Annotated in this window: 22 protein-coding genes and 1 tRNA gene; 12 read left to right on the plus strand and 11 right to left on the minus strand. The window is 71.6% G+C overall.

Going from position 1 to position 21,571, the window contains the following annotated elements; all coding sequences use genetic code 11:
* A partial coding sequence (locus tag ABR571_RS13660) for an enoyl-CoA hydratase-related protein (protein WP_409453754.1) occupies positions 1-437 on the minus strand: 437 nt, incomplete at its 3' end.
* 73 nt (positions 438-510) lie between these two features.
* Between ABR571_RS13660 and ABR571_RS13665 the strand changes: the two genes are divergently transcribed.
* Both ABR571_RS13665 and ABR571_RS13670 read left to right on the plus strand, forming a co-directional pair.
* Complete coding sequence (locus tag ABR571_RS13665; RefSeq protein WP_409453755.1) at positions 511-1,365, plus strand: PaaX family transcriptional regulator C-terminal domain-containing protein; 855 nt, start codon at positions 511-513, stop codon at positions 1,363-1,365.
* Positions 1,362-1,856, plus strand: coding sequence for a TrmH family RNA methyltransferase (locus tag ABR571_RS13670; RefSeq protein ID WP_409453756.1), 495 nt, complete (start codon positions 1,362-1,364; stop codon positions 1,854-1,856). The genes ABR571_RS13665 and ABR571_RS13670 overlap by 4 nt, the downstream gene beginning before the upstream one ends.
* On the opposite strand, the gene ABR571_RS13675 is transcribed toward ABR571_RS13670, so the two are convergent.
* Positions 1,853-2,500 (minus strand): class I SAM-dependent methyltransferase, encoded by a 648-nt coding sequence (locus ABR571_RS13675; protein WP_409453757.1) that lies wholly within the window; start codon positions 2,498-2,500, stop codon positions 1,853-1,855. The genes ABR571_RS13670 and ABR571_RS13675 overlap by 4 nt on opposite strands.
* 23 nt (positions 2,501-2,523) lie before the next feature.
* Between ABR571_RS13675 and ABR571_RS13680 the strand changes: the two genes are divergently transcribed.
* Genes ABR571_RS13680 through ABR571_RS13705 form a run of 6 tightly spaced genes read left to right on the plus strand, consistent with a single transcriptional unit; the run spans position 2,524 to position 11,036 of the window.
* The gene (locus ABR571_RS13680) at positions 2,524-3,627 is read left to right on the plus strand and encodes a DUF371 domain-containing protein (RefSeq protein WP_409453758.1); all 1,104 of its coding nucleotides are present in this window, start codon (positions 2,524-2,526) and stop codon (positions 3,625-3,627) included.
* Between the two features lie 9 nt (positions 3,628-3,636).
* Positions 3,637-4,947, plus strand: coding sequence for an SWIM zinc finger family protein (locus ABR571_RS13685; protein ID WP_409453759.1), 1,311 nt, complete (start codon positions 3,637-3,639; stop codon positions 4,945-4,947).
* Positions 4,944-6,488 (plus strand): DUF5691 domain-containing protein, encoded by a 1,545-nt coding sequence (locus ABR571_RS13690; protein WP_409453760.1) that lies wholly within the window; start codon positions 4,944-4,946, stop codon positions 6,486-6,488. Before ABR571_RS13685 ends, ABR571_RS13690 begins: the two co-directional genes overlap by 4 nt.
* Complete coding sequence (locus ABR571_RS13695; protein ID WP_409453761.1) at positions 6,485-7,582, plus strand: ATP-binding protein; 1,098 nt, start codon at positions 6,485-6,487, stop codon at positions 7,580-7,582. Before ABR571_RS13690 ends, ABR571_RS13695 begins: the two co-directional genes overlap by 4 nt.
* Positions 7,579-9,858: a DUF5682 family protein gene (locus ABR571_RS13700; protein ID WP_409453762.1), complete on the plus strand. Its 2,280-nt coding sequence runs from the start codon at positions 7,579-7,581 to the stop codon at positions 9,856-9,858. The genes ABR571_RS13695 and ABR571_RS13700 overlap by 4 nt, the downstream gene beginning before the upstream one ends.
* A complete protein-coding gene (locus ABR571_RS13705) occupies positions 9,855-11,036 on the plus strand; it encodes a VWA domain-containing protein (RefSeq protein ID WP_409453763.1) in 1,182 nt (393 codons plus the stop codon). Before ABR571_RS13700 ends, ABR571_RS13705 begins: the two co-directional genes overlap by 4 nt.
* On the opposite strand, the gene ABR571_RS13710 is transcribed toward ABR571_RS13705, so the two are convergent.
* From ABR571_RS13710 to ABR571_RS13725, 4 genes are read right to left on the minus strand one after another with little or no spacing between them, the layout of a single operon-like run.
* Positions 11,033-11,704: an NRDE family protein gene (locus ABR571_RS13710; RefSeq protein WP_409453764.1), complete on the minus strand. Its 672-nt coding sequence runs from the start codon at positions 11,702-11,704 to the stop codon at positions 11,033-11,035. The two genes, ABR571_RS13705 and ABR571_RS13710, sit on opposite strands and share 4 nt — an antisense overlap.
* A gap of 6 nt (positions 11,705-11,710) precedes the next feature.
* A complete protein-coding gene (locus ABR571_RS13715) occupies positions 11,711-12,331 on the minus strand; it encodes a class I SAM-dependent methyltransferase (protein ID WP_409453765.1) in 621 nt (206 codons plus the stop codon).
* Between the two features lie 45 nt (positions 12,332-12,376).
* Positions 12,377-13,225 (minus strand): SDR family NAD(P)-dependent oxidoreductase, encoded by an 849-nt coding sequence (locus tag ABR571_RS13720; protein ID WP_409453766.1) that lies wholly within the window; start codon positions 13,223-13,225, stop codon positions 12,377-12,379.
* A 36-nt stretch (positions 13,226-13,261) separates the two neighbouring features.
* A complete protein-coding gene (locus ABR571_RS13725; RefSeq protein ID WP_409453767.1) occupies positions 13,262-14,929 on the minus strand; it encodes a cyclic nucleotide-binding domain-containing protein in 1,668 nt (555 codons plus the stop codon).
* Positions 14,930-15,027: 98 nt separating this feature from the next.
* On the opposite strand from ABR571_RS13725, the gene ABR571_RS13730 reads away from it, so the two are divergent.
* Positions 15,028-15,612, plus strand: a complete 585-nt coding sequence (locus tag ABR571_RS13730) for a hypothetical protein (RefSeq protein WP_409453768.1) — start codon at positions 15,028-15,030, stop codon at positions 15,610-15,612.
* Between the two features lie 103 nt (positions 15,613-15,715).
* Here the strand turns inward: ABR571_RS13730 and ABR571_RS13735 are convergent, their stop codons facing one another.
* From ABR571_RS13735 to ABR571_RS13745, 3 genes are all read right to left on the minus strand, one after another.
* Entirely contained in the window at positions 15,716-16,819 is a 1,104-nt protein-coding gene (locus ABR571_RS13735; RefSeq protein ID WP_409453769.1) for a LacI family DNA-binding transcriptional regulator, read from the minus strand.
* Positions 16,820-16,823: 4 nt separating this feature from the next.
* Positions 16,824-17,048, minus strand: a complete 225-nt coding sequence (locus ABR571_RS13740) for a hypothetical protein (RefSeq protein WP_409453770.1) — start codon at positions 17,046-17,048, stop codon at positions 16,824-16,826.
* Positions 17,049-17,225: 177 nt separating this feature from the next.
* A tRNA-Ser gene (locus ABR571_RS13745) sits at positions 17,226-17,313 on the minus strand.
* Between the two features lie 306 nt (positions 17,314-17,619).
* On the opposite strand from ABR571_RS13745, the gene ABR571_RS13750 reads away from it, so the two are divergent.
* Genes ABR571_RS13750 through ABR571_RS13760 form a run of 3 tightly spaced genes read left to right on the plus strand, consistent with a single transcriptional unit; the run spans position 17,620 to position 20,530 of the window.
* The gene (locus tag ABR571_RS13750; RefSeq protein ID WP_409453771.1) at positions 17,620-18,387 is read left to right on the plus strand and encodes an NTP transferase domain-containing protein; all 768 of its coding nucleotides are present in this window, start codon (positions 17,620-17,622) and stop codon (positions 18,385-18,387) included.
* The gene (locus tag ABR571_RS13755; RefSeq protein WP_409453772.1) at positions 18,384-19,454 is read left to right on the plus strand and encodes a CDP-glycerol glycerophosphotransferase family protein; all 1,071 of its coding nucleotides are present in this window, start codon (positions 18,384-18,386) and stop codon (positions 19,452-19,454) included. Before ABR571_RS13750 ends, ABR571_RS13755 begins: the two co-directional genes overlap by 4 nt.
* Positions 19,451-20,530 carry a hypothetical protein gene (locus tag ABR571_RS13760; RefSeq protein ID WP_409453773.1) on the plus strand — a complete coding sequence of 360 codons (1,080 nt, stop codon included), beginning with the start codon at positions 19,451-19,453 and terminating at the stop codon, positions 20,528-20,530. The genes ABR571_RS13755 and ABR571_RS13760 overlap by 4 nt, the downstream gene beginning before the upstream one ends.
* A 66-nt stretch (positions 20,531-20,596) precedes the next feature.
* Here the strand turns inward: ABR571_RS13760 and ABR571_RS13765 are convergent, their stop codons facing one another.
* Positions 20,597-21,127 carry a hypothetical protein gene (locus ABR571_RS13765; RefSeq protein WP_409453774.1) on the minus strand — a complete coding sequence of 177 codons (531 nt, stop codon included), beginning with the start codon at positions 21,125-21,127 and terminating at the stop codon, positions 20,597-20,599.
* A complete protein-coding gene (locus ABR571_RS13770; protein WP_409453775.1) occupies positions 21,127-21,567 on the minus strand; it encodes a hypothetical protein in 441 nt (146 codons plus the stop codon). The genes ABR571_RS13765 and ABR571_RS13770 overlap by 1 nt, the downstream gene beginning before the upstream one ends.
* Positions 21,568-21,571: the final 4 nt, after the last annotated feature.

Here is a 21,571-nt window from a genome sequence, read left to right on the forward strand (position 1 = left end):
AGCGCCAGTTCATAGCCGCCGCCGGACGCCGTGCCGTTGATCGCGGCGAGGTAGATCTGGCCCGAGTTGACGGTGGCGTCCTCGATGCCGTTGCGGGTCTCGTTGGTGAACTTGCAGAAGTTGACCTTCCACGCGTGCGGCGACCCGGCGAGCATCCGGATGTTGGCGCCGGCGCAGAAGATCTTGTCCTTGCCGCTGGTCACGACGACCGTGCGGACGGACGGATGCTCGAAGCACAACCGCTGGACGGCGTCGTAGAGCTCGATGTCGACGCCAAGATCGTAGGAGTTCAGCTTGAGCTCGTAGCCCGCGACCAGGCCACCCGCCTCGTCGACGTCCATGGTGAGGGTGGCCACCGGGCCGTCGACGTCCAGCCGCCAGTGCCGATAGCTCGCCGGCTCGGTCCGGAACTCGACGTGCGGAGCGTCGTCCGTCATCTCCTTTACTCTACGTTCTCGTACGGTTACGTCAATAGTTCGTAGCGTGTCGTCGATCGGCCACAATGTGCGGATGAATGCCGGTGCCGGTCAGCCGGCCGCACCCACGCTGTCCCGGCGGCATGCGGCCGGATCGGGCAGCGCGCGTGGCCTGCTGTTCACCGTCTTGGGCGAGTTCGTGCTGCCCGCCGGTGAGACGGCGTGGACGTCGGCGTTCATCGAGCTCTTCGGCCGGCTCGGGGTGGAGGAGAAGGCGGCCCGGCAGGCCCTGATGCGCACGGCGGCCGACGGGTGGCTCGCGTCGGAGCGGATCGGGCGGCGCACGATGTGGCGGCTGACGCCGGCCGCCGAGCGGTTGCTGATCGACGGCACCGAGCGCATCTACGGCTTCGGCGGTCCGGCGCGCGAGTGGGACGGACGTTGGCTGCTCGTGCTCGCCCGCGCGCCGGAGACCGAGCGGCCGATGCGCCATCTGCTGCGCACCCGGTTGACCTGGGCCGGGCTCGGCAGCCCGGCGCCGGGCGTGTGGGTGAGCCCCCACGCGGCCCGGCTCGACGAGGTGCGCACGGCGCTCGCGGCGTCCGGCGTCACCGACGCCCAGGTGTTCGTCGGCACGCACGCCGGACAGGGCGACCTGCGCACCATCGTGCGCGAGGCGTGGGACCTCGACGACGTCGAGGCGCGCTACCGGGAGTTCCTCGAGCGTTTCGGGGGCCGGACGCGGCGCGATGCGCTGACCGCCACCGTCGAACTCGTCCACGCCTGGCGCCGGTTCCCGTGGCTCGACCCGGCGCTGCCCGGTCCGTTGCTGCCCAAGCCGTGGTCGGGGACGGCGGCGGCTCGGCTGTTCGCCCAGAAGCACGAACGGTGGTCGCCGGCCGCGCGCTCGGCGTGGCAGGACCTGAACGCAGTGGGGGCGCAACCGTGAAGTTCGAGCAGGTGCGACACCGTCCACCAGCGCCGCTGGCCGCTCCGCGCGAGCTGGTGGTGGCGTGCGCACCGATGCGCAGCAACGTCAACCTGTCCTCGATCATGCGGACGGCCGGATGCTGCGGAGTCGAGCGGATGATCGTGTGCGGCAATGCCCGCATCGACCGGACGGTCGCCCGCGACGGCGCCGACTCGGTGCAGCTCGAGGTGCGCAACTCGCTGCCGCCCGTGCTGCGCGGGCTGCGGGCGGACGGGTACCGGCTGGTCGGGCTCGAACAGACGACGAACTCGACGAACCTGCACTCGTACGCGTTTCCGGTCCGGACGGCGCTGGTGATCGGCAACGAGCGGGCCGGGCTGTCCGAGGCCGAGCTCGAGCTGACGGACGACTGCGTCGAGATCCCGGTGTGGGGGCTGCCGTACAGCTACAACGTCGCGACGGCCACGGCGATGGCGCTGTACGAGTACTGCAAGCAGCACCCCAGCTAGCCGATGGTGCCGCGCAGGGCGAGCACGGCCAGCTCCGACCGGGTCGAGCCAAGCCGCTTCGTCCAGGACGTGCCGAGGTCGGCCAGCGCCGCATCGTCGAGGTAGTCCGCCGACGTCAGCGCCCAGCCCGCGCGCGCATACGCCGGCGCGAGCACGTCGAGCGCGGATTCCGGCGTCGGCTCGGCCGTCTCGCCCACCTCGGCCACCGGCGGACGCCACGCGTGCAGGTTGAGCGTGACGAGGAACGGCGCGCCCGGCCGGCACCGCTCCGCGACGGCGCGCAGCACCGCGAGCTCCGGCGTCACCAGCGCGCGCAGCAGGCTCCCCCACGGCATCAGCGAGTGCACCTCGGTCACGCCGGCCAGCTCCGGCGGCAGCTTTTCCACCGCCGCCCAGACGAACACCGCGTTGGGTGCGCCGCCCCGGGCCGGCTTGGCCGCCGCTCGCAACGCGGTGCGCCGCATCGCGTCCGGCCCCGCGTCCAACCCGACCACAAGTTGGTCCGGTCGGCGCCGCGCCTCGGCGAGTACGTGCTTGCCGTCGCCGGTGCCGATGTCGAGCACGAGCCCGGCGTAGGGGGTCCGCAGCGCGGCGAACGCGTCCGCGTCCAGGTCGACCGTCGACTTGCCGACCACCCTGCGCATGCGCGCCACCCTAGGCTGAGCCGGTGCGACTCGTCGGGCACGGCTCCCCCGCGATCCGGGCCACCCATGCCAAGACGCTCGAGCTGACCCCCGACCCCGAGATCACCGAACGGGGCACGTGCATCGTCGCGGTGGACGTGGAGCCGGTCGCCGGGCCGCTCGCCGGCCCCGTCCGCATCACGATCAGGGCCGGGGGCGAGGAGTTCACGCTCGAAGCGCGGGCGAACTCGGCGTGGGACCCGACGGGTCCGGCGGTGATCCGGCGCAGCCCCTTCCGCCGGCCCGGCACCCTCGCCACCCACGCGACGGCCGCCGCCGCCGACCTGCCCCGCTCGCTGGTCGCCGCACTGCAGGATCCGGCCGGCACGGTCGAGGTCACCGTCGAGCCGATCCGTGGCCGTCCGTGCGCCGTGCTCGTCGCCCTGCACGACGACGGCACCAACGCGGCCCAGCTCCGCGCCGAGCTCGCCGCCGCCGACCTCGTCGTGGCCGAGGACGACGAGGCGGCCCGGATGCTCGGCGAGCGAACGAGCTCCGGCCCGGTGCCCGTGGACGGTCGGGTTCTCGTGCTCGCGGTGCGCGACCTGCCGGGTCGATCCGTGCTCGCCGCCCTGAGCAGCGTCGACGTGGAGACCATCGGCCTACCGCCTGCGCTGTCCGCTGCGGCGGCATCACCGTCGCGCGGCCCGTTGCTCATCGCGCCGCCCGGCGCCGACCCGCGCGAACTGCTGCGCGACACCCCGGCGGGAACCCGCCTCGTGCTGCGCACCGATGCCGGCCGGCTGCCCGCCCTGCTGGGATTGGCCGACGAGATCCGCGGTGCCCTGGGTGCGACCGTCGTCCAGCCCTATGCCGCGCCGCTGCGCGTGGACGGCGGCTGCCGGCCGGTCCTGCCGAGCAAGGATCCCGTCGACGTCTGCTTCGACGCCGACGCCGGCGAGGCCGCCTTGGATCCGCGGATCCAGGCGGCACTCGACGGACTGTTGGCCGACAACATCCCGACCAAGACGGTGGCCAACGCGCTGGCCGCCCTCACCGGCTGGGACCGCCGCCGCGCCTACGACCTCGTCGTTTCGCGGCGCACGGACCGGAGGTTCGACGTCCGGACGGTCGGACCGGCCGGTTAGCGTTGGTGCGTGCCGGGACGGTGGAGCGTCGACCAGGTGCTCGCGCTCGCGTCCGACATGGCGTCGGCCACCGCGGAGCGGGCGCTCGGCAACCCGCTGCGCTGGCGCGACGCCGGTGCGTCCGGTGACCTGCTGTGGGGGCTGTGCGCCGGTTCCGGCGCCACGCCGTACCAGGTCGTGGTCGACGTCAGCGGCCCCGCGTACCGGTGCACGTGCCCCTCGCGGAAGTTTCCGTGCAAGCATGCGCTCGGCCTGCTGCTCGGCTGGTCGGCCGGCACGGTGCCCGACGCGGCCGAACCGGCCGACTACGCCGCGGAGTGGAAGGAAGGCCGCGAGAGTCGCTTGGCCGCTGCTCCACGCAAGCCCCGCGGCGAGCGGGACGAAGCAGCGGCGGCCAAGCGGGCCCAGCAGCGCACCGACCGGGTCGGCGCCGGACTGGCCGAACTCGAGATCTGGCTGCGCGACCAGGTTCGCGGCGGCCTTTCGGTCGCCGCCGGGACCTACGCCCATGCCGATCCGGTCGCCGCGCGGATGGTCGACGCGCAGGCGCCCGGGGTCGCGGGGCTGCTCCGCCGGCTGAGCACCGTACCGGCTTCGGGTGACGGGTGGCCGCACCGGCTCCTTGCTGGTTACGGCCGGGTCCACTTGCTCGCCCGCGCGCACGCCCAGCTCGATTCGCTGCCCTCCGCGCTGGCGGCGACGGTCCGCACCCACGTCGGCTACACCGTCACCCGGGCCGAGGTGTTGGCGGATCCGGCCGTCGCCGACGACTGGCTGGTGCTCGCCGTGCGCGACCTGACCGACGGTGCTGTTCCAGCACGGCGGACGTGGCTGCGCGGTGCCACCAGCGGCCGGTACGCCCTCGTGCTCGTCTTCGACCCCCAAGGCGACTTCGGCGGGAACGAGGACGCCTGGTTCGTCCCGGGCACCACGGTTTCCGCTGAGGTGCACTACTACCCGGGCCGGGCCGCCGCCCGCGTCGTCATCGGCGCCCGGCACGGCGAACCGGCGCCGGCCCCGCCGCCGGAGGCGACGCTGGACGTCGCCGGTCAGCTGGCCGAGTGGGCGGCCGTCGTCGAACTCGATCCGTGGCTGGGCGAGTGGCCGGCGGTGCTGCGTGGCGTCCCGGTTCGAGACGGGGACAAGTGGCGCTTCGTCGACCAGACCGGCGCCTCGGTGCCGGTGCTGCTCGGTGGCGTCGATCCATGGGTCCTGGTTGCGGTGGCCGGCGGCTCGCCCACCGTCACCGCGGGCGAGTTCACCGCGGACGGCTTCCGCCCGCTGACGGTCTGGCACGGCGACGAGGCAATACGGCTATGACGACGACGTACGACGACTTGGTGACAGCGGCGACGGTCGGGATCGCCCAGCGGCCGATCGCAGTCACCGACCTCGCCGGTCCGGCCGGCGCGCACGCCGACGTGCTCGATCCCGATCCGGCCGCGGCCGTGCTGGACGCGGCCGCGTTGCTCGACGTCGCCCGCCGCGCCGGCGGGTTGGCCGCCGCTCCGGTTGCGCTCCCGGCACCGGCGCCGGCCGACAACGCGCCCGAACTAAGTCGCGCCGCCGGCGCCCTCCTGCGCGACGTGCTCTACCGCCGCACCGACCGCGAGCTAGCGGCCCAGCTGCTCGCCGCCGCCGCCGCGGCCGGCCGGATCGCACCCGCCCCGCTGCTGCCCGAACTGCTCGAGCTCGCGACCCGCGACGGCGCGCTCCGCGCTTCGGTCGCCGCCCTGCTGGGCGAACGCGGCCGGTGGCTCGCCGGTCTTCGCACCGAGTGGCTGCGCGTCGCCGACGCTCAGGCTCCGGCCAGCGAGGACCCGGACGTCTGGGACACCGGCCGGCTGCCCGAACGGCTCGCCTGGCTGACCGAGCTGCGCCGGCGCGATCCCGCTGCCGCGCGCGACCAGCTGGTGGCCGGCTGGGCGCGCGAGACCGGCGACGACCGCGTGCAGTTGCTGGGCGCCCTGCGCAGCGGCCTCGGCCCCGCCGACGAGTTGTTCCTCGAGGCCGCGCTGGACGACCGCAAGGCCGAGGTGCGCCAGCGCGCTGCCCGGTTGCTCGCCGCGCTGCCCGGTTCGGCCTTCGCCGCGCGCGCCGCGGAAAGGGCGGACACTGTCCTGCGCCTCGAGCGGTCGGGACTGCGCCGACGGATCACCGTGAGCCTGCCCGACCCACTCGACGCCGTCGCCCAGCGCGACGGACTGCGGACCGCCAGCCCGTACGCCTCGGTCGGCGATCGGGCCTGGCACCTCGTCCAGATCGTCGCCGCCGCCCCGCTCTCCCTGTGGACGCAGTCCCTGCGCGCCGATCCGGACACGCTGGCCGACCTCGAGATCGACGGCGGCTTCGGCGCCGAGGTGCACGCCGGCTGGCGACTGGCCACGCAGCGCGAACGCGATCCCGCCTGGGCCGCGGCCCTTCTCGGCACCCGGCACCCGGGCTACCGCGCGGCGTTCACCGCACCCGACGAGCAACTCGTCGGTCTGCTGCCGCCGCCGGCCCGGGTGGCGCGCGCCATCGACCTGCTGCGCGACCCGCGCACGAGCCCGACCACCGCCGCCGCCGTCCTGGCCTGTCCGGCGCCGTGGCCCGCGGCCCTGACCGACGCCCTCCTGACCCACCTCGCCGCCCAGCTGAGGGCCGCCGAACCGTCCCTACCCGGCTCGCTGCCCCAGGTGCTCGGCCGCAGCATCGACGTCACCGACGCCCGCGAAATCCCTGCGACACTGCGCGAGTTGGCCGACCGGTTCCGGGCCCGCACGGCAAGCGCGCCGGGAGCCGGCCGCTGGCCCGCGCCGCTCGAGCGGGCCGCCGACGTCCTCGATCTCCGCCACCGATTCTTCCGGGAGCTGCAGTGACCACGTCCGACGACTCCGCACTGCTCCGGCCGCACGCCGAGCAGGCCTATGCCGCCGAGCTCACCGCGCTCGAGGCGGCCGACGACCATGCCCGCCCGCCGTCGTGGCGGTTGTCGCCGCACGCGACCGTCGACTACCTGATGGGCGCGACGCTGCCCGACGGCACGGCGGTGACGCCGAAATACGTCGGGCCGCGCCGGCTGATCGAGATCGCCGTCGCCACGCTGGCGACCGACCGCGCACTGCTGTTGCTCGGCGTGCCGGGCACGGCGAAGACGTGGGTGTCCGAGCACCTCGCCGCCGCAATCTCGGGCGACTCGACCCTGCTCGTGCAGGGGACGTCCGGCACGCCGGAAGAAGCGATCCGCTACGGCTGGAACTACGCCCGCCTGCTGTCCGAGGGGCCCAGCCGGGCCGCGCTCGTCGCGTCACCGGTGATGACGGCGATGGCCGAAGGACGCATCGCGCGCGTCGAGGAGCTCACCCGCATCCCGTCCGACGTGCAGGACGCGTTGATCACGATCCTGTCCGAGAAGACGTTGCCGGTCCCCGAGCTCGCGACCGAGGTGCAGGCGGCGAAGGGCTTCAACGTCATCGCGACGGCCAACGACCGCGACCGCGGCGTCAACGACCTCTCCTCCGCACTGCGCCGTCGGTTCAACACCGTCGTGCTGCCGCTGCCGGCGAGCGAGGAGGAAGAGGTGGCGATCGTCGCCCGCCGCGTCGAGGCGCTCGGCCGATCGCTCGACCTGCCTGAGGTGCCGTCCGCGCTCGAGGAGATCCGCCGCGTCGTCACCGTCTTCCGTGAGTTGCGCTCCGGGCTGACGACGGACGGCCGGACGACCCTGAAGTCCCCCACGGGCACCCTGTCCCCGGCCGAGGCGATCTCAGTGATCACCAGCGGACTCGCCCTCGCCACGCACTTCGGCGACGGCGTGCTCCGCCCGGCCGACGTCGCCGCCGGCATCGTCGGCGCGGTGATCAAGGATCCGGTCACCGACGCGTCGGTGTGGGCGGAGTACCTCGAGGCCGTCGTTCGCGAGCGCCGCGACTGGGGCGACTTCTACCGTGCCTGCCGCGAGGTGAGCGGTTGAGCGTGGCGGTTCTCGGCATCCGGCACCACGGTCCGGGGTCGGCGCGCTCGGTGGTCGCCGAGCTCGAGCGCGTGCGTCCGTCGGTCGTCCTGATCGAGGGCCCGAGCGACGCGGACCCGCTGCTGGGCCTGGCCGCCGACCCGACGATGGTGCCGCCCGTCGCGTTGCTCGCCTACGACACGGCCACACCACGCATCTCGGCATTCTGGCCGTACGCGGTGTTCTCGCCGGAGTGGCAGGCGCTGCAGTGGGCGGCGGCGAACCACGTACCGGTGCGGTTCTGCGACCTGCCGGCCGGCGCGTTCCTGACGACACCGAGGGCGCCGAAAGCCGCCGACGACGAACCGCCGGCGGAGCCCGACGCGGACGACGAGGACGACCGGCCCGACCGCTTCCGGCACGTCCGCGACGACCCGATCGGCATGCTCGCCACCGCCGCCGGCTACGACGATCCCGAGCGCTGGTGGGACGACGTCATCGAGTACCGCCTCGACGGTCAGTCGCCCTTCGACGCGCTCACCGAGGCGATGACGGAGCTGCGTCAGCACACCGCGCCGCCACCGCCCGGCGAGCGGCGGCGCGAAGAGCGACGCGAGGCGTACATGCGCCAAACACTGCGTGCGGCGCTGAAGCAGACCGACGGATCAGTCGCCGTGGTGTGCGGCGCCTGGCACTCGCCGGCGCTGACCGGTCCGCTGCCGCCGGCCAGTGCGGATGCCGCTGTGCTGCGTGGCATGGCCAAGCGCAAGACCACGCTCACCTGGGTGCCGTGGACCCACTCGCGGCTGGCCGCCGCGTCGGGCTACGGCGCCGGTGTCACCTCACCGGGCTGGTACCACCACCTCTTCACCGCGCCTAATCACGTCGTCACCCGCTGGCTCACCCGCGTGGCCGGCGTCCTGCGCAACCACGACCTGCCGGTCTCGTCCGCGCACGTCATCGAAGCCGTCCGGCTGGCCGAGGCGCTGGCCAGCCTGCGCGGGCGGCCGCTGGCCGGCCTGGCCGAAGTCACCGAGGCGACGTCGTCGGTCCTGTGCGAGGGGGACGAGACGGCCGTCGCCTACGTCCAGCACGACCTCGTCGTCGGCGAGCTGCTCGGCGAGGTGCCCGACGACGCTCCGAGCGTCCCGCTCGAGGTCGACCTGCGCGCAACGGCCCGCTCGCTGCGGCTCAAGATCGAACCGCTGGACAAGCCGATCACGCTCGACCTGCGCAAGGACAACGACCGGGCGAAGTCGGTGCTGCTCCACCGGCTGGTCACGCTCGGCATCGACTGGGGCAGCTACCGCGAAGACGACGTCCGTGGCAGCGGCACGTTCCGCGAGACGTGGACGCTGCGGTGGCGTCCCGGGCTGTCGGTGTCGATCATCGACGCCGCGCAGTGGGGGACGACAGTGGCGGCCGCGGCGCGCGCGAAGGTCATCGACACCGCGCGCACGGCGCAAGACCTGCGCACAGTCACGAGTGCGGTGCAGCAGGTGCTCCTGTCCGACCTGCCCGACGCATTGCCAGAGGTGCTCGCGATTCTCGAGGCCAAGGCCGCACTCGACGTCGACGTCTCGCGGCTGATGGCGGCGGTCCCCGCCCTGGTGCGCGCCGTGCGCTACGGCGACGTGCGGGGAACGGACACCGCCTCGATGTCGGCCGTGGTCGACGCGCTGCTGCTGCGGATCTGTGCCGGACTGCCCGCGGCCGTCACGTCGCTGTCCGACGACGCCGCCGCCGAGCTGCGCACTCAACTGGACGCCGTCCATCAGGCGCTCGCCCTGCACGCGCAGACCGAGTCAGGACCGGCCACCCGCGAACGCTGGATCACCACGCTCAGCCAGCTCGCCGAGCGGCGCGACCTGCACGGCCTGGTCGCCGGCCGGATCGTCCGGCTGCTGGTGGACGCCGGCGTGCTGCCCGAGCTCGAGGCGGCCCGCCGGTTGTCGGCGCACCTGTCGGTCGGCGTCGCGCCCAGCGACAAGGCGGCCTGGGCCGAGGGCTTCCTGTCCGGCAGCGGGCTGCTGCTGGTGCACGACCGCGAGCTGCTCGCGGTGCTCGACGGATGGGTGCGCGGGCTCGCCGGCGACGACTTCCTCGACGTGCTGCCGCTGCTGCGCCGCACGTTCGGCGAGTTCAGCCCGGCCGAGCGCAGCAACATCGCCGACAGCCTGAAGCGCCTGGCCGGTGGCGCGGCGCCGGCGCAAGTGGCGGACGAACCGGTCGACCCCGAACGCGCGGCCGGCGCGCTGCGCACGGCCGCCGCGATCCTGGCCGGTGCCGCCAGATGACCGAGCTGGACGAGACGGAGCGGTTGCGGCGTTGGCGCCTGTTGCTCGGCGGCGCAGCCGAGGAACCGCTGGGCGACGGCCCGGCCGGCCGCATCCTCGAGAAGTCCGACCGCGCCGTCGACGCCGCGCTCGCCGCCCTCTACGACGACGACGAGCAGCGCACACCCGACCGACGCGGCGGCCTCGGCGCGTCGGCGCCCTCGGTGGCCCGCTGGCTGGGCGACATCCGTACGTACTTCCCGTCGAGCGTCGTGCAGGTGATGCAACGCGACGCGATCGAGCGGCTGAACCTGCGCCAACTCCTGCTCGAACCGGAGATGCTGTCCTCGATCGAGCCCGACGTCCACCTGGTCGGGACGCTGCTCAGCCTCAACCACGTCATGCCCGAGCAGACGATGGCCACCGCCCGGCACGTCGTCGCCACCGTGGTCGCCGAGATCGAGCGGCGCATCGCGAACCGCACGCGCGCCGCGGTCGCCGGTGCGCTCAACCGGGCCGCCCACAGCCGGCGGCCGCGGCTGCGCGACATCGACTGGAACCGCACGATCGCCGCCAACCTGTCGCATTACCTGCCCGAGCACCGGACGGTCGTGCCTGAGCGGCTCGTCGGCTACGGGCGCCGGCAACAGGTGGTCGCCCGCGACCTCGTTCTCGCGATCGACCAGTCCGGCTCGATGGCCGCGTCCGTCGTGTACGCGTCGGTGTTCGGCGCGGTACTCGCGTCCATCCGCGCCGTGAAGACGTCGCTCGTCGTGTTCGACACCGCCGTGGTCGACCTCACCGATCACCTCAGCGATCCGGTCCAGGTGCTCTTCGGCACCCAGCTCGGCGGCGGGACCGACATCAACAAGGCGATCGGGTACTGCCAGACGCTGATCACCCGGCCCCGCGACTCGATCTTCGTGCTGGTCTCGGACCTCCTCGAGGGCGGCGTCCGGGAACAGATGCTCGCCCGTATCGCGGCGCTCGTCGACTCGGGAGTGCAGGTCGTCGTCCTGCTCGCGCTGTCGGACGAGGGCGCTCCGGTGTACGACACGGACAACGCAGCGGCGCTGGCGGAGCTGGGCGTCCCCGCCTTCGCCTGCACCCCGGACGCGTTCCCCGACCTGCTCGGGCTCGCCATCGAAGGCGGCGACATCGCCGGCTGGGCGCACCGCAACGACCTGGCCAAGCGCTAGGGCCAGACGTCGGCCGTCCACGAAGCGGCGACCCACGGAGTGCGCGAGTACGAGATCTGCAGCGCTCCGGGTTCGGCGGTGATCAGCTGCGCCAAGACCGTCGCGTAGACGTCCTCGTCGATCGGGTGACGGACGACGAGCGCCCTCGGGTCGTCGACCGGCTCGCACGACGTGATCACGTCGATCCAGGCCTCGGACGTGAAGCGTGGCGCGAAGGCCGTCGTCTTCGCATCGTCGGTGTCGACGCCGCTCGAGGTGATCATGTGCACGCCCGGCGCCAGCTCCGCCTTCGTCAGCGTCTCCGCGTCCCACGTCCAGACCGTCAAACCGGCCGGGTCGGCCAGCACGAGATTGAACGCGGCCATGTCGCGGTGCGCGACCCGCTGCGGCCACGACTGCCCCGCCGACACCGCCGCCAACGGCAGCACGCCGCGCGAGGGCGTGCCCGTCCGCCGCTCGACCCGGTTGAGCACGAGTGCCGTCACCCCGGAAGCGACGTCCGACACGCACCAACTGCCGCCCGCCTGCTGGTCGCGGCCGCCGACGACCCCGGGCTGCGCGGGCCACCACTCGTCCGGCGGGTCGAAGTCGCGCGAGACCAGCTCGTCGCGGACCGCAAGGATCTGCACCGGCTCGGGGGGCGCCCAGCGGCAGACGACAGTGCACATCTGAGGTCAGCGACCTGCCTCGGCGCGCCCGAGTGACAGCGCGCCGGCGAACCTGGGTCCGCCGGGTTCGTAGAAGTGATCGACTTCGGTGATGGTGAAGCCGGCACCCGTGATCAGCTCGTCGATCGGTCGGGAGAACTCGCAGCCGCCCGCGAGGCGGCGCTCGAGTGGGTCCAGCCGGTGTTGCCAACGCTGCACCTTCGGATCAGGTGCCAAGCCGTGCTCGAGAAAGTGCAGAGTGCCACCGGGCCTGAGCACGCGGCGCAACTCACGCAAGGCCCGGTCGGCATCGGGCACCGTGCAGAGGGTGTACGTGGACAGAGCAGCGTCGAAGGTGTCGTCCTCGAACGGGAGGGCCTGCCCGTCCAGTCCGGCCCGTTCGACGGGGATCGCGCTCGTGGCAAGGCGCTTGCGAGCGAGCTGCCAACCGCCGTCGGACGGTTCGACGGCGCGCACCCGCGTGACGGTCGAGGGGTAGCAACCCACGTTGTGCCCGGAGCCGAACCCGAGCTCGACGACCTCGCCGGTCAGCCCGGCACAGACGCGCTCGCGCAAGGGTCGCAGCGACTTGGCGCCGCACGCGACGTTGATGACGTGCGGAAGGATTCGCCGTCCGTAGAACCCCATGATCTCCTCCTGCGCGCAGCCGCGCGGACGACGGTTGTCCCGTCGTTAGTGGACCACGGCCGGGCTGTACTGCGGCGGAGAGCCCAGCGCCGGCCGGTGGGACGGCGGTTGCCGCCCGTCGACGTCGGTGACGCCGAGTTCGGTCGCGATCTCCGCGCCGACCAGGACCTGGCCGGAGTAGGACATGCGGTTCGGGCTCTCGGCCAGCGCGGCGATGATGCGTCCCGGGAACTCGGCCGACTCGGCGTGCCGAGTCAGTTCGGCGTAGCGATGCTCGTCGGAGGTGAACAGCGCCTCGGTCCGTTCCGTGCGCAGCATGCCCATCCACAGCGAGACGGCGGCGACGTCGAACGGGCGGAAGTCTTCGGCCATGTCGTGCGCCATCTTGTCCACGCCGGCCTTCACCGCGCCGTACGCTGGGCCGTGCATGTAGCAGCTGCCGCCGAACGACGACGTGTTGACGACGAGCTTGCCGCCGGCGACGAGCAGGGGCCCGGCGAAGTATGACGACACGTACGTCGAGCGCAGTCCCACGTCGAGGACGATCTGCTGGTCGAGGTTCTTCTGCCAGAACGGCCGGCGCGAGGTGATGCCGTCCGGAATGGCGAAGGCATTGTTCACGAGCACGTCGAGGTGGTCCTGCTCGTGCGCGACCTGGGCGAACAGCGCCTCGACCTGCGCGTCGTTTGCGTGATCACAGGGGACGGCGATGCCGACGCCGCCGCGCTCCTCGATCTGGCGGACGGTGGTCTCGAGACTGCCGGGCAGCTCGGAGTCACCGTCCTTTCGGGTACGCCCGGTGACGTAGACCGTCGCGCCGGTGTCGGCCAGGGCCAGGGCGATGCCCTTGCCGGCGCCCCGCGAGGCGCCGGTCACCACGGCGATCAGAGCCATCGGGTTGAACTCCTCGTAGTCGCGAACTGAAACACGTTACAACGGGGGACGCCGGGCATCGCTGGCCAGGCGTTCCCGGCTCAGTGCGGTGGCGGCCGCATCGGCCGGCTTGAAGCCGGTCACCGCGAGCACGAACGCCGAGCCGTCCAGAGCGAACAGCCGGGACTCCTCGACCGCCGTCACGGTGGCGGTGCGCGGCGTGCCGGTCAGCGCGGCGATCTCGCCGAAGCAGTCGGCCTCGGTCATGCGCCGCGCCTCCCGGCCGTTGCGGTACGCGGCCAGCTCACCGTCGATGACGACATAGAAGGTGTCGCCGACGTCGCCCTGCTCGATCACGGTGGTCCCGGCCGGCACCTCGACGAGCCGAGCCAGCCGGGCCAGCTGTTCCAACCCCACCCGCGTCAGCGGCGCGAGGACTTCGCACCGGGCGAGGCGATCCACCCGCTCGCTGTCGACGTCGAGCACGCCGTCGATCTTGCGTAGCGTGGCCCAGCAGGCCAACGGCGTCACGGTCATCAGCGCGCCCGCCACGGCCAGGGCGCCGCGCGTGCCCGCGGCGGTGATCAAGACGGACGCGATCGCTGCACCCGCGGCCTGACTGGCCGCCGCCGTCCCCCAGAACGCACCGAACGCGCGGCCGAGCAGGTGGTCGGGGATCAGGCGATGGAGCAGCGTGAAACCGAAGACGTCGGCGACCGCATTCCCGAACCCGATGCCGGCGAGCGCGGCGTACACGACAGCCGGCGCCGGCCAGACGGCGATGATCACCAGCGGCACGCCCCAGGACGCCATGCCCAGTGAGTAGGGCAGAGCCGGGCGCCATCGGCGGCCGGCCAGGGTGAGGACGGCCCCGGCGAGACCGCCGGCGCCCAGTGCCGAGAACAGCGCGCCAGTGCTCTCGACGTCCTGGTGGAGCAGGGTGACGGCCATGGCGACCGCGAAGACGTTCAACATGCCTCGGGTGGCGGTCTGTGCCACGAAGTCGGCGATGACCGCCCGCAACGGGGCCGTACTCAACAACGCCGGGAAGCCGGCGAGCGGTTCGAGCATCCGGTGCCAGCCCGAAATCGCCGCCCGCTCGGCCGGCTGGAACTCGGTCCGTATGCCGAGGCTGGTGACGGTCGCGACACCGAAGACGCCCGCGACGATGAAGTAACACGCGTCCGTCGGCGCGGTGGCGAGCAGCAGTCCGGTCAACAGCGGGCCGAGCAGGCTGCCCAGCGCCTCCACCGTGCTGTAGGCGGAGTTCGCGGCCGGCAGTTCGTCCGGACGGCCGACGACTTGCGGGACGAGGCCGTTGATGGCCGGCCGGAAGGTGGTCGAGGTGATCGCGGCCACGGTCAGGACGGCGTACAGCGGCAGGAGGGTGTCGGCCTGCAGGGCCAAGGGCATCGCGGCCACCAGAACCGTCCAGGACAGCAGGGCCAGCGTGACCACTCGGTCGCGCCGCAGGCGGTCGGCGAGCAGCGACATCGGCGGGGTGAATATCGCCGATGGCAGCGTCCGCAGGGCGGCCACGACGGCGACCGCGCTCGTGCCACCGCGGTCGTAGGCACTGACCGAGAGCAGGACGAGGACACCCCATTCGCCGGCCACCCACAGGCCCCAGGTCGCGACGATGCGCCGGAGGCCGCGGTTGGCCAGTACGACGCGCGCGCTGGCCCCGAGCAGTTTCAGCGCTCCGGTCCGCGAGCGGGTGATCACTGGGAAGGTGTAGCAGAGGCGACGTCGGGGCGGCGTTTGGGCGGCCCGGCGATCGGGGTACCGATTACTCATCGGTAGCCCCTCGAGAGGAATCTCTGGTGATCAGCAATACCCTCGTTCGCAGAGCAGTACAGCTCGAGTACTCGCTCCTTCGCACTCCGCTCGCGGTCGTCAAGCGCAACCTGACGTCACGGCTGAGCAAGGACTCGAAGGTGCGGGTCGGCGTCGAGCGCGGGCTCGGCACGCTGGACGCCGTCGCCGGGCAGCTCTTGTCCCCGCCGTCGACGGATCGGCCGAGCGGTTCCGGCGACGAGCGCACGAAGTCGCGCGCCGCCGCGGACGTACCGGCCGATGGGAACGTCGAGCCGACCCACGACGAGGTCGAGCTCAGTCACGACGACGAAGTGGCCCGCGTCGTCGTCGAGATCCGCGAAGAGCTGGAGCAGAAGCCGGTCACCGGGGAGCTGGCCGACCCGGAGCTGCAGGAGGTTCAGGCCGAGCTGCGGGCCAAGCACCTCGTCGAGGAGTACGAGGAGGAGCAGCGGATCAAGCGCGAGCACGAAGAGCGGGTCCGCGCCGCGGAGGCCGCCCGCAAGGCTCCGGCGCGGAAGTCGACAGCCACGAAGGCCGTCGCCCACCCGGCGAAGACGGCGGCAGCCAAGAAGACTCCCGGCGCCAGGTAAGACGGTTAACGCCGGGCCGGCTGGGAGGCCGCGCGGTCGGTCGCTCGGCGGGGGTCCGCCGCGGCGCTCCGCGCGGCTGCCTGCACTCGGCGTTGAGGCCGTCCTACCGCTGTTCGTCTTGTCGACGACGCGAGGCTTTCGCCGGGGTGCCGGTTGTGGCCGCGGTGCTGTCGCGGACGACCAGTTCCGTGGGGAGTACGACGTGCCTGGCCCGGTCGCCCGGATGCTTCTTGGCCCGCTCGATCGCTGAGGTCAGCGATCGGACGGCGGCCCGGCCTTTGGCGTCGACGTCCTGCCGGACGGTGGTCAGCGCCGGGCGCGTGCGGCGGCCGACGGGGTTGTCGTCGAAGCCGACGACGGACACGTCGGCCGGCACCTTGAAGCCCTTGTCGTCGAGCGCGCTGATGACGCCGCGCGCGATCGCGTCGGATAAGGCGAGGACTGCCGTCGGTGCCCCGCCGGCACCCAGCAGGGTCTCCGCTCCGGTGTAGCCGATCTCCTGCGGATCGCCGTGCGGGACGCGGACGACCGTCGGCGGGACGCCGGCCGCATCCAACGCGTCCAGCCAGCCGAGCATGCGCTCGCTCTCGACGTAAGCCAGAGCCGCCGTCCGCGGGTTGTCCAGCACGCCGTACTCCCCGCCGAAGCCAGAGGTCACGATGCCGATGCGGCGATGCCCGAGCGACAGCAGGTGTTCAGCCGCCGCCCGAGCGCCGGAACGGTCGTCGATGTTGACGCTCGTGATGCCGGGCGTCGGCGGCTGGTCGACGAAGACGAGCGGCAAGCGGCGGCGCATGAGCCAGCCGACCGCGGGCGAAGTCGTGTCGCAGGAGTAGACGAGGGCGCCGTCCATCGCGACGTCGCGGGCCGGCACGATGCCCTCGCGAGGTGCGGCGGACAGCAGCGTCAGCGCCAGGCCGGTGGGAGCGAGCTCGTCGGCGATCGCGGCGATGAACGTCATCGCCACCTCATCGGTGAGGGTGAACTGAAGTGTGTCGGACATGAGCAGCCCGACGGTCGCGGTCGTGCCGCTGGCCAGGGCGCGGGCTGTGGGGTCCGGTCCCACGTAGCCGAGCTGCTCGGCGACGGCCAGGATGCGGTCGCGCATCGCGGCCGAGAGCTGATCAGGACGCGAGAACGCGTTCGACACCGTCATCCGGCTCACGCCGACGGCGTCGGCGATGGTCTGCAGCGTTACTCGTGCCATCGGATCAGCAACTTCTCCCTCCGGTGGACAGCGTAGGACGCACACCCGGCACGAAGTCCGACGGCGCCACGGCGTCGGCGACGCGGCGGAGCAATACGGCGATGGCCGCCCGGCTGCGGCTCCACGCCGTCGCCGTGTCGGCGAGCACCGGCGCGTCGGGCAGGGCACTGTGGGCGAGTCGGCCCCGGGCATCTTGCGCCAGTGCGGTCATCTGCAGCGGATCGATCATGGCTGCCTCCTCGGCAAGTTTCTGTACCGATAAAGTAAGGCGCTCTTCTGTACCGGTCAAGCAATATTTACTCCGGCCCGCACTGCCGTGCCTTCCCGCCTGCTGTGGGTTCATTTCCGCGCGGCAAATCAACCACAGTGGGCGGGAAGGCGGCCGACCGTGGCGTGGGGCTGCGAGCGGAGGGCGTGGGATTCGAACCCACGGTTGGGGATCACCCAACAGCGGTTTTCAAGACCGCCGCACTAGGCCACTATGCGAGCCCTCCCGGTGCCCGAACGCTACCGCGCCGATGTCTCCGGGCCGGGACTGCGCTGGCGCTTGCGATGGCGATGGCAACTCGCTGAGAAGAGTGACACTTTTGGCTTACTTAACGCTCTCTTGACGGCCGTTAGTTTGGCGTGTGATGGTGGAACAGCTGACGTTCCGTGAGCAGAGCCGCACCCTTCTGGTTCCCCCCGCCAGAAGGGGGCGGCTCAACCTCGACACACGGCTTTCGACCGGGCCTTCGCGCTCAGCCTCCGGCGACCTGTCGGGGGTACCCGCTCGCCACGGACCCCGTTGGAGCACCTGCATGGACGCTGTCATTCTCGCCGCGGGCTCCGGCTCCCGGCTGGGGGTCGATGCGCCCAAGTGTCTGGTCGAGGTCGGCGGACGCACCCTGTTGCACAGGCAGGTGGAGGCTCTGACCCGGGCCGGCGTGGAGAACATCATCGTCGTGGTCGGCTACCGCCACGAAGAGATCCGGTCGGCGGCGCCCGAGCGCGTACGGTTCATCTACAACGAGCAATTCGCCGTCACCAACAGCATGTACTCATTCCACCTGGCGCGGTCGGTGATTCGGGGAGATGTGGTCGTACTCAACAGCGACGTGCTGTTCCCGTTCGAACTGCTCGAACGGGTACTCGACGGGGGCGGCAGTGCCTTGGCCATGGACTCGGCTTCAGGGGCAGACCCGGAGCACATGAAGGTCCATCTTCGCGGCGACCGGCTCGTACTGATGAGCAAGCAGCTGTCGCCGAGATTCACCCACGGAGAGAACGTAGGTCTGCTCCTGCTCAAAGCCGCGGCCGCCCAGGCGAGCCTCGCGGCCGCCGGGGCCTTGCTTCGGCGGGGTCACCAGCGCGGGTGGCTCGCCCAGGCAATCAGCACGATCGCCAGGACTCACCGGATCTGCGCCGTCGATATCGCCGGCCTCCCTTGGGTCGAGATCGACTACCCGGAAGATCTCGTCGTCGCCCGCGAAGTCGTGGGGCCGGCCATCACTCGACTGAACGCCGCTCGGCCCGCGGTCGCGGCTCGCCGGGCCGACCACGAAGACAAGACGGCGGTGGCCGGATGAAGCGAGTCATGTTCACCGGTTATGCCCCAGTGCACTTCGTGTGCTTCAAGCCGCTCTTCGATGCGCTTACTCAGGACCCGGATGTTGAGATGGTGGTCTCTGGCGGTCTGCGGAGCACCGGCGCGGACGGCGTGCGTTCACACGACACCGCTGCCCTGTATTCGCCGTTCAATCTGCCGCCGCGCGCGGTCATAGACGTTGCCGACCTCGGGGACGTCGATGTCGACATTCTGTTCTGCGCCAACACCAAGCCGATCAAGCCGCGCAGCTACTCCATGTCCGTCGAAATGTTTCACGGCTTGTCGTTCCGCAACCGGGCCGTCCGCACCGAGCAGGATCTGTACGACCGTTACTTCGTACTGGGTCCGTACCAGGAACGCCGACTGTTGCAGCGCGACGTCCTGCACCTGGGCGACACCCGCGGCGTCCGCGTCGGATTTCCCAAAACCGATCAACTGCTCGACGGAACCCTGGACCGGCAGGCGACCCTCGCCGAGCTCGGCCTGACCGGGGAGCGGCCGATTGTTCTGTACGCACCCACGGGTGCGCGTCAAAACTCACTCGAGACATTCGGCGAAGAGTTGATCAAGAGCATGGCAGGGTCGGGCGAGTACGACTTCATCGTGAAGCCGCATGATCATCCGAAGGCGTCGATCAACTGGGTCGAGCGACTAGCCCCGCTCGAGAATGAGCACCTGCGGGTTCTCCGCGCCGCCGACGCAATGCCCGCGTTGCATGCTTGCGATTTGTTGATCAGCGATGCCTCCTCCATAGCGAACGAGTATCTGCTCCTCGATCGCCCGCTGGTCTACCTCGACGTGCCCGAGCTGCTCGCGGCCGCGGCGAACGAGGACGACCGCCTGGATCTGGACACCTGGGGCCGCAAAGGCGGAGTAGTCGCCGGCGACGTGCACTCGGCGCAACAGGCCATTGCGGCCGGCCTCTCCGATCCGCAGGCACAATCCGACATCCGGCGGGCCATCGCGGCCGACCTCTTCTACAACCCAGGACGAGCGACGGGCGTGGCGCTTCAATGGCTGCGCGACGAGGTGCGATTGACGGCATGACGCAACTGAGTACGACTCTGCGCCGGGCGCGGAAATCGTCCCGCGTCCTGTTGCCGTACGGCAGGCCGCATCGCCGACACCTGGTGCGAGGCGCGGTGGCCACCGTCTTCGTGGTCGCGGCACGGCTCGCCTTCCCGTGGCCACTTCGCGGGTTGCTGGAGGTCGTCTTTCACTCCAACGGGGCCGGGCGGCAAGGAGCAGTACTCGCGATCGTGCCCGACGCGGGCGATCCCGTGGTGTGGTTGGTCGCGAGCTTCGCCGTCATCGTGATCGTCTGGGGTGTCGCCGAGTCGCTGCAGCGACTCGAATTCACCCGGTATGCGGTCGGGCTCGTACAAGGGGTTCGTCGTGCCGCGCTGCGCCAGCTTCCCGCTGCGGCCAAGGAAGGCCAGGACGCCGGCGACCTCATCGCGACCGTCACGTCGGACGCCGCTCGGGTCAAGACCGGCACCAAGTCGATCCTGATCGGGATGTCGCGCAACGGCGGATTCTTCCTCGGCGTGGCCGTCATCGTCACGATCATCGCGCCGCTCATCGGCGCTGTGTTTCTCGTCGGCGGTCTGGTTACCGCCGTGGTCGGGGGGTACGGCGCGTGGCGCTCATCGGTGATCGTCCGCCGATCCCGGATCCGCGAGGGGAAGCTCACTGGCGATCTTCACGGGTTCCTCAGCGGTGGCGCCGACGTCGTGGCGCCACCTGCAAAATCGTCGCGCGCGGACTCGAAGGCCACCCGCGTGGAAGGGCTCACCACCCTCGCTGTGCACGTCGTCCTCGGCGCTTCGACGTGCACGATCCTCCTGCTGTGTGTCCAGGCCGGCCGGAACGGATCGCTCTCCTCGGGATCGGTCTTCACGATCCTTGCCTACGTCCTGCTCATGCATAACAAGACGGTCAGCCTCGGGCGCTCCATCGTGCGACTCGGACGAGTGCTGCCCTCGGCCGAGCGCATCGCAGCACTCGCGCGGTCCAAACGCCGTTCGCCTGCGGCTCCGAAACAGGTGGCCAGCGGGGGGACCACGCGTCCCCGCCCTCGCCCGTACCGGGGCTCTCGCCCCGACCCCGCGCCCGACTCATGAACGGCGGGACTCGATCCGCCGCACGTCATCGGCGTCAGCCACAGTTTGCCGACCCGTCGCCATCTGTCAACGGATCGGGTGGACGGCCCGTCGAGCGGCGTCGCGTTCAACCAGCGCCTTCAGCGTCAGCAGCTGCTTGCGCATCATCACCAGGTCGCCGACCGCCAGACCGTGAAGGACCAGCGGTGCGAATGCGCGCCCGCGGTTGGCGCGGAAAACCACTCGGACGAGGAGCCTCGTCCAGTCCCGGTCGAGCGCCGACACGGCGTAGGTCACCGCCACACCGCGGCGACGCAGCGTCACGTGCTGGTTGCGGACGAACGACGCCAGCTCGAAGAGCTTCATGAACCGCTGACCCACCGCGAGCTCGTTGAGGCCCGGAGTCAGCTCGCGTGGGCTGCGGCGGCCGAAGTTGTCGAGCAGGTCGTAGCTGTACGGTGCGAGCCGCAGTTGGCACAGCCAGTCGAAGACGATCCACGGCGGTGCACCGATCGAGATAGCGCGATGGACGCGGAGCGACTCGGACGGCAGCAGGTCGTCGCAGTCCAACGGCCGCGTCCGCTCGGCCGCCGTCGCACCCCAGTTCTCGCCGACCATCAGGACCGCCGCGCGACGCTGTGAAGGAGCCGGCGAACGGCGAACCGGTGCCCACCCGTGCCGATCACGAGCGTCCGGTACGCCGCCCCGGCAACGCCGGGGAACGCAGCCCAGCTCTGCGCGCCGAGCGTGCACTCGCTGGTACCGGCGGGCTCGAGGGTGAAGACCAGCTCGTAGCGCGAGAACCGGTGTTCTCCGCGCAGTGCCAGACGCTGCGCCGTCCGCGCCTCGACGACCGCGAAGCCGGGGACCGTGTCGCCGGTCCCCACGGCCGCGGTCCAGGTGCCCCGTCGTTGGTCCGGCGTGAGGCCCCAGACCCGCCGCAACGGTGTCGGCACGTTCAACTGCGACCGCAGCACCGCGACGAGCGCCTCCCACACGGCATCCGGTGTCGCGCGGATGCGTGTGCGATGCTCATCGATATAGGGTAACTGCTCCATATAG

The sequence above is a fragment of the Jatrophihabitans sp. genome (genome assembly GCF_046262535.1).
GTDB lineage: Bacteria > Actinomycetota > Actinomycetes > Mycobacteriales > Jatrophihabitantaceae > Jatrophihabitans.

Coding starts and splice junctions, on each gene's coding strand:
- ABR571_RS13665 (WP_409453755.1), top strand. CDS start 511: ATGAATGCCGGTGCCGGTCAGCCGGCCGCACCCACGCTGTCCCGGCGG.
- ABR571_RS13675 (WP_409453757.1), bottom strand. CDS start 2,500: ATGCGCAGGGTGGTCGGCAAGTCGACGGTCGACCTGGACGCGGACGCG.
- ABR571_RS13690 (WP_409453760.1), top strand. CDS start 4,944: ATGACGACGACGTACGACGACTTGGTGACAGCGGCGACGGTCGGGATC.
- ABR571_RS13705 (WP_409453763.1), top strand. CDS start 9,855: ATGACCGAGCTGGACGAGACGGAGCGGTTGCGGCGTTGGCGCCTGTTG.
- ABR571_RS13710 (WP_409453764.1), bottom strand. CDS start 11,704: ATGTGCACTGTCGTCTGCCGCTGGGCGCCCCCCGAGCCGGTGCAGATC.
- ABR571_RS13715 (WP_409453765.1), bottom strand. CDS start 12,331: ATGGGGTTCTACGGACGGCGAATCCTTCCGCACGTCATCAACGTCGCG.
- ABR571_RS13720 (WP_409453766.1), bottom strand. CDS start 13,225: ATGGCTCTGATCGCCGTGGTGACCGGCGCCTCGCGGGGCGCCGGCAAG.
- ABR571_RS13735 (WP_409453769.1), bottom strand. CDS start 16,819: ATGGCACGAGTAACGCTGCAGACCATCGCCGACGCCGTCGGCGTGAGC.
- ABR571_RS13740 (WP_409453770.1), bottom strand. CDS start 17,048: ATGATCGATCCGCTGCAGATGACCGCACTGGCGCAAGATGCCCGGGGC.
- ABR571_RS13750 (WP_409453771.1), top strand. CDS start 17,620: ATGGACGCTGTCATTCTCGCCGCGGGCTCCGGCTCCCGGCTGGGGGTC.
- ABR571_RS13755 (WP_409453772.1), top strand. CDS start 18,384: ATGAAGCGAGTCATGTTCACCGGTTATGCCCCAGTGCACTTCGTGTGC.
- ABR571_RS13760 (WP_409453773.1), top strand. CDS start 19,451: ATGACGCAACTGAGTACGACTCTGCGCCGGGCGCGGAAATCGTCCCGC.
- ABR571_RS13765 (WP_409453774.1), bottom strand. CDS start 21,127: ATGGTCGGCGAGAACTGGGGTGCGACGGCGGCCGAGCGGACGCGGCCG.
- ABR571_RS13770 (WP_409453775.1), bottom strand. CDS start 21,567: ATGGAGCAGTTACCCTATATCGATGAGCATCGCACACGCATCCGCGCG.